Source organism: Azoarcus sp. TTM-91, assembly GCF_012911025.1.
Taxonomy (GTDB): Bacteria; Pseudomonadota; Gammaproteobacteria; order Burkholderiales; family Rhodocyclaceae; genus Azoarcus.
On record NZ_WUEI01000193.1, the window covers coordinates 1 to 5,058 of the forward strand.

The window sequence follows — 5,058 nt, forward strand, 5'->3', positions numbered from 1 at the left end:
CCGCGGGGCGGTCGGCGTAGGCCGGGGTGGTCTCGATGCGGTTGTCGATCACCGGCAGGCCGATGGTGAAGTGGTAGAGGCTCTGGTAGCTCTCGCCCTCCAGGCCCAGCGCTTCATGCACCGGGTCGTCGAAGTAGCAGCCGATGCCGGTGCCGCGCAGGCCCAGCGCTTCAGCCTGCAGGTAGAGCACCTGGCCGATCAGGCCGGCTTCGCGGAACAGGCTGCGGTAGGCGGCGGGCTCGGCGCCGATGCGGCTGTCGAAGGGCGCCAGCAGGCCGACGGCGAAGCAGGCGTTGGCGGCGATGTCTTGGTGGCAGTGCAGGCTGCGGGCGAGGCGGCGCAGCTGCACCGGTTCGTATTCCTGCAGCAGCCGCAGGTCCAGCTCCGGCGGCAGGCCGGCCACCCGCTCCGGCGCGAAGCGCTGCTGCAGGCGGGCGAGCAGCGGTGCGGCGGCGGTGCTTTCGCGGACGAAGACGTAGATGCCCGGCCGCAGCCCTTCCACGCGATGGACGAAGAGCACCGGGGTGAGGCGGCTGACGTCGGCGAGCGCATCCCAGGGCGCGGCGCAGTGCGGCTTGATCGCCTGCAGCAGGGCGGCGAAGCGGTCGCGCGGCAGGATGTGGTCCGGCGCGAAGCGCTGGGCGCTGCGGCGGCCGAGGATGATCCCGGCGACGCTTGCGCCCGTGGCCGGCTGCGGGCGCAGGCTGGGCGGCGGCAGGGCCTGGGCCGGGGCGGCGTCGCCATCCTCGCGGCGGGAGGCGGCGGCCACTTCGGCGATGACCGGCCAGCGGAACATCGGGTAGGGGTCGATGGTGGAGGCGATGCCGTGCCAGCACGCGGCGGCGGCGGCCTCGCGCAGCTCGCTGCCGTAGGCGGCGGCCGGGCGGCTGCCGTCGGTGCCGATGGCGAACAGCAGCTCCGGCTCTTCCAGTTCGCTGACCTGGTAGCGGCGGTACGGATAGTCGGCGCTGCGGTCCAGCCCCAGCCGGGCGGCCAGGCTGGCGCTGCCCACGCCCGGCTGTTCCGCCAGCGTCCAGCCCAGCACTGCCGCGGCCTGGCGCAGCGCGCCGGCGGCGTGGCCGACATCCAGCTGGCAGTAGCGGAAGGCGCGCTCGCCGTACTTCCAGGCTTCGCGCCACATCACCGACGACAGGGCGATGGCCAGGCGCGGGCCGCCACGGGCGCGGCCGGGGGCATCGGCGGCGCGGCATTCCAGCGCGTGGTCTTCCGGCCGGTAGTGGTGCACGCCATCGGCCAGGCCGGGGAAATCGCGGCAGATCACCCAGGCTTCCACCGGGTGCAGGTTGCCGCTGGAGGGGTTGGCGCGCACCGCCCAGCGGTCCGGCCCCAGGCTTTTCCAGCCGGTGAGGCCGAGGGAGAGCTGCAGCAGCGCGCCCAGGCCGGCGAGATCCGCTGCCAGCGCCGGGCGCGGCTCGGTGAGGCCGGCGTAGGGCGCGGCCAGTGCGTCCTGCAGCGGCGAACCGGCGGGCGTTTCCGCCAGCAGGGGCAGCAGCACCGCCGGGGCGCCGCTGTAGTGGCGGAAGGGGGCGGGCTGGTTGTCCCAGTCCAGCGTGCTGGGGCTGGCAGCGTAGGCCTGGAAGCGGTGCTTGGTGCGACGGTGGTAGATGCGCACTACCAGCGCCGGCGACAGCTCCACACCGGGAACCGGGGAGCTGGCGTGGGCGGCCGGCGGTGTGGCGGCCTGCTGCGCCGGGGGCGGCGCGGCGGGAGGCTTTTCCGCAAGGGGGGCGAGTTGGGCGGTCGAGGTCATGGCCGCCTTCATGCAAGTCCGATACCAGCGCCAAAGCGCTTGTTTCACAGCAACTTGCGGGAAAACGGCGGTGTGGCTTGGGGACGAGTGCGACGTGGGCGGCGGGCTTGTCGAACTTGCGACAAGCCCGCCGGCGAGCTCAGCCGGGGCTGGCGCCGAAGAAGTCGTCGAACACCCGGTAGGCGAGCTCGTGTATCGCTTCGAAGGGTGCGTCCTGCGCCAGCAGCTGGTCCGGCGTCTGGGTGGTAGGGCCGCCGTCCAGCTCGCCGGCGCATTCGGCGATCAGTTCGGTGAGGCCGTGGCGGGTCATCTCCAGGTGGAAGAGCAGTGCCAGCACATGGTCCTGGTAGCGGAAGCCCTGCAGCTCGCAGGCGGCGCTGCTGCCGACCGGGCGGGCGCCTTCGGGCAGGGTGAAGACGTCGCCATGCCACAGCAGCGGGGTGAAGACCGCGCCCTCGCCGATGACGGGGTCGCTGCTGGTGACCGGGAACCAGCCGATTTCCTTCTGCCGGCCACGGGAAACCTGGGCACCCAGCGCATCCGCGATCAGCTGCGCGCCCAGGCAGATGCCCAGCGTCGGCAGGCGGCGCTGCAGCGCCTGGCGCAGGGCGGCCTTCTCGGCGGCCAGCCAGGGCAGGGCGTGGTCGTCATGCACGCCCATCGGCCCGCCCAGCACCACCAGCCCTTCGGCGCGCTCCAGCGCTGGCAGCGGGTCTTCGAGGTCGGTGCGCACGGTGCTCATGCGGTGGCCGCGGGAGGCGGCCCAGAAGGTGAGCAGGCCGGGGGTTTCGAAAGCAACGTGCTGGAAGCTGACGATGTTCATGGCGTGGTCCTCGAAATGCAGGGGCGGATGTCCGGGTCGATGCTGCGGGTGGATCAGGTGGCGCTGGCGGCGTCCGGGCCGTCCAGCCGCCTGTTCCAGGATTCGATGCCGCCGCCGGCCAGACGTTTCTCCAGTGTGCGCCGCCAGCTGGCGGCCAGGCCCTCCGCCGCCAGCAGTTCGCGCCAGGCCCCGGGAGCCGCGGTGCCGCCGTACATGATGCGCATCGCTTCCTGCACGCTGGGGCCGTTGCCCCTGCGTTCGAGTGCAAAGTCCGCGCCCGGGGTGACCTGCCCCGGCTGAAGCACCCGGTACAGCCAGCCGCAGCGGGCTTCCTGCTGCATCAGGCGGGCGAGGCCGGGCAGGCCGAGGTGGCGATCCAGCTTGAAGCAGGGCGAGCGTGGCTGGCTGAGCTGCAGCAGGGCGTCGCCCCAGCGGAAGACGTCGCCGATGTGCACCGCATCCTCGCTCCAGCCGGCAAGGGAGAGGTTCTCGCCGAAGGTGCCGGGCTGGAAGCGGGCAGCGGCGCCCGGGTAGCGTTCTCGCCACCAGCGGTAGTGCTCCGCCGGGTAGTGGTGCAGCGCGCGGTCCGGCCCGCCGTGGTGCTGGCCGTCGGCCTGCTCGTCGCCGGCGAGGCCGCTGGCGCCCAGCCACAGCGGGGCGCGAACGGCTTGCTTGACGATGGCGCTGGCTACCGCCGGTGCCGCGGCCAGCGGCGCGATCCGGCCAACGAAAATCTGGGCGCGGTCCATAATCGTTTCCTTGGAAAAGCGGTTTGCCGCTGAATACCGCGAAGCGGCGGGATGGCGCACGATAGTTCGGCTGCATCCGCCTTGTCCAAGACCGTTGCCGAATCGAATCGATAAGGAAAGCCAATCGATGCTGGAAATCCGCCTGCTGCGCTATTTCGTCGCGGTGTTCGAGGAGGCCCACATGGGCCGCGCGGCGGAGCGGCTGCATGTATCGCAGCCAGCGCTGTCGCAGCAGATCCAGAAGCTGGAGGCGCAGCTGGACGCCAGCCTGTTCGACCGCGCCCACCGCCAGCTGAGGCCCAGCTACGCGGCGCATGTGCTCTACCGCCATGCGGTGGACCTGCTGGCGCGGGCAGCGGCGGCCGAGGCGGAGGTGCGGCGCTTCGCCGGCAGCGGCGAGCGCAGCCTGACGCTGGGCGTGCTGCAGTCGGTGAACGCGGCAGTGGTGCCGCGGCTGGTGGCGCGCATGGGCGCGCTGTGCCCGCAGCTGCGGCTGAACATCGCCGAGATGAGCGGCGACGAAGTGGAGCAGGGCGTGGCGGCGCGCCGGCTGCAACTGGGCATCGGGTTTGCGCCGGCGGGCGAGGCGGCGTCCCGGCTGCTGGCGGAGCCGCTATTCACCGACCGCTTCTGCGTGCTGATGCCGGCGGACCACCGCCTGGCGAGTTTCCACCGGGTGGCCTTGCACCAGGCGTGCGCCGAGCCGCTGATCCTGCTCAGCGCCAATCACACCCTGCGCCGCCTGTGGGATGCCGCGGTGCGCGAGCATGGCCTGGCACGGCCGCCGGTGGCGGAGATGAACCGCATCGCCGCCATCGCCGAAGCGGTGCGCCTGGGCCGCGGGCTGACGGTGCTGCCTGAGTTCAGCGCTCGCAGCGTGATGGACCCGGCGCTGTGCTGCCGGCCGCTGGCGGAGCCGGAGATCCGCCGCACGGTGAGCCTGCTGCGGCATCCGGCGACGAACGAGTCGGAGGTGGAGATGGTGGCGCAGGAGGTGAGGCGTCTGGTGGCAGAAGTGGGTGAGGCGGGGGCGTAGCGCTGGTGCCGGGGCTTTTGCACGGATGGTCGCAGGGTGAGAAGGGTACGAGCGGGGTACGAGCGCGGGTGGCTCCATCAGGCGAGTACGTTTGAGCCGGGTTTTCTCCCCGTGAGGGGAGAGAGGGGCAAAAACGTTGCATATGGCGCGAGCGGCGATGTGGCCGCCACCCGCAACCGATTGGCCGATAAGCTTTTTCTGCCAGCCGCCAGCCGCCAGCCGCCAGCCGCCAGCCGCCAGCCGCCAGCCGCCAGCCGCCAGCCGCCAGCCGCCAGCCGCCAGCCGCCAGCCGCCAGCCACCAGCCGCCAGCCGCCAGCCGCCAGCCACCAGCCACCAGTTCTCAAGACTGCTTTCAGCGCCAGTCGTGCTGGCGCCAAACTCCCTTTCTACAGCGATGCCAGGAAGGCCAGCAGCGCTTCGCGGTCGGCCTTCTCCATCGCCCGCAGCGCTTCGCGCGAAGTGCTGGCCTCGCCGCCGTGCCACAGGATCGCCTCCAGCGGATTGCGGGCGCGGCCGTCGTGCAGCAGGGTGCCGTGTTCGCTGGCCACCGGCAGCAGGCCCAGGCCCCACAGCGGCGGGGTGCGCCACTGGCGGCCGCTGGCGAGGTAGTCCGGGCGGCCGTCGGCCAGGCCCTCGCCCATGTCGTGCAGCAGCAGGTCGGTATAGGGCCGTATGGTC

5 protein-coding genes are annotated in these 5,058 nt (G+C 72.3%); 1 reads left to right on the forward strand and 4 read right to left on the reverse strand.

All coding sequences use genetic code 11. The features are described from left to right. The 3 genes from GRF61_RS23275 to GRF61_RS23285 all read right to left on the reverse strand — a co-directional run. A partial coding sequence (locus GRF61_RS23275; protein ID WP_169152996.1) for a nitroreductase family protein occupies positions 1 to 1,771 on the reverse strand: 1,771 nt, incomplete at its 3' end. A 139-nt stretch (positions 1,772 to 1,910) separates the two neighbouring features. Then, on the reverse strand, positions 1,911 to 2,594 hold the full coding sequence (locus tag GRF61_RS23280) for a gamma-glutamyl-gamma-aminobutyrate hydrolase family protein (protein WP_169152997.1): 684 nt from the start codon (positions 2,592 to 2,594) through the stop codon (positions 1,911 to 1,913). A gap of 53 nt (positions 2,595 to 2,647) precedes the next feature. Further along, positions 2,648 to 3,343 carry an MOSC domain-containing protein gene (locus tag GRF61_RS23285; RefSeq protein ID WP_169152998.1) on the reverse strand — a complete coding sequence of 232 codons (696 nt, stop codon included), beginning with the start codon at positions 3,341 to 3,343 and terminating at the stop codon, positions 2,648 to 2,650. 127 nt (positions 3,344 to 3,470) lie between these two features. On the opposite strand from GRF61_RS23285, the gene GRF61_RS23290 reads away from it, so the two are divergent. Beyond that, entirely contained in the window at positions 3,471 to 4,379 is a 909-nt protein-coding gene (locus tag GRF61_RS23290) for a LysR substrate-binding domain-containing protein (RefSeq protein WP_169152999.1), read from the forward strand. Between the two features lie 387 nt (positions 4,380 to 4,766). Here the strand turns inward: GRF61_RS23290 and GRF61_RS23295 are convergent. Continuing rightward, positions 4,767 to 5,058 (reverse strand): di-heme oxidoredictase family protein (locus tag GRF61_RS23295; protein ID WP_282447271.1); only part of this gene is annotated, 292 nt, incomplete at its 5' end.